The 1153-nt window shown below is 70.3% G+C and carries 1 protein-coding gene; it reads right to left on the reverse strand.

Going from position 1 to position 1153, the window contains the following annotated elements; genetic code table 11:
- Positions 1-1153: epoxide hydrolase family protein (locus tag FYW95_RS27455; protein WP_236572347.1), on the reverse strand; the 1153-nt coding region annotated here is incomplete at both ends.

Below are 1153 nucleotides of genomic sequence, written 5' to 3' on the forward strand. Positions count from 1 at the left end.
AGCGGCCAGCACAGCCGAGAGGCCCTCGCGCAGGTCCTCGACGAAGTACTCGGGAACCTCCAGCGAGGGGAAGTGCCCCCCGGTCTCGGGCGACCTCCACCGGACGATCTGCCGGTACCGCTCCCGCGCCCAGGGGCGCGGACACTTCTCGATGTCGCGGGGGTACACACTGATCGCCGACGGGACGTCGACCCGGAGTTCGGGATCGAGTGAGTCGTGGCTTTCGTAGTAGATACGGGCCGACGACGCGCCGCTCCGCGTCAGCCAGTACAGGGTGACGTTGTCGAGGACCCTGTCCCTGCAGATCGTCTCGAACGGGCTGTCCTCGGTGTCCGACCACTCGGCGAACTTGTCCAGGATCCAGGCGAGGAGACCGACCGGTGAGTCGACGAGCGAGTAGCCGATGGTCTGCGGCCGGGTCGCCTGCTGCTTCGCGTACGCCTCGCGGTGGCGCCAGAAGCCGCGGGTCTCCTCGGTCCATTCGCGCTCGGCCGCCGTCAGCCCGTCCGTTGACAACCCGGGCGGTGCCTGCGCGAGCGTCGTGTGGATGCCGAGAACGTGCTCGGGGAACCTGCCGCCGAGGATCGTGGTGACCACACCTCCCCAGTCGCCGCCGTGGGCCAGGAACTCGTCGTAGCCGAGCCTTCCCATCAGTTCCACCCAGGCGGCCGCGATCTTCTCGGTTCCCCACCCGGTGGTGGTCGGCTTGTCGCTGTAACCGAAGCCGGGCAGCGAGGGGGCCACGACGTGGAACGCCGGCGCGTCCGCGCTTTCCGGATCCGCCAGTTCGTCCGTCACATGGGTGAACTCGGCGATGCTGCCCGGCCAGCCGTGCGTCAGGACCAGGGGGGTGGCGTCCGCGCGCGCGGATCGGCGGTGCAGGAAGTGGATTCCCAGACCGTCGATGGTCGTGCGGGACTGGCCGATCCGGTTGAGGCGTGTTTCGAACGACCGCCAGTCGTACCCGGTGCGCCAGTGGTCCACCACGTCCACGAGGTCGGCGAGGGGGACTCCCTGTGCCCACCGGTGGGGGCCGGGGGCGGCGAGGTGGACCGTCTCGGCCTCCGGCAGCCGCGCCGCGGCCAGCCGCGCGCGCAGGTCGTCGAGGTCGGTGTCACTCGCGTGGGCGTCGAATGCCAGCACGTCGCCGGTC

The organism is Nocardiopsis sp. FR4 (genome assembly GCF_009830945.1).
Taxonomy (GTDB): domain Bacteria; phylum Actinomycetota; class Actinomycetes; order Streptosporangiales; family Streptosporangiaceae; genus Nocardiopsis.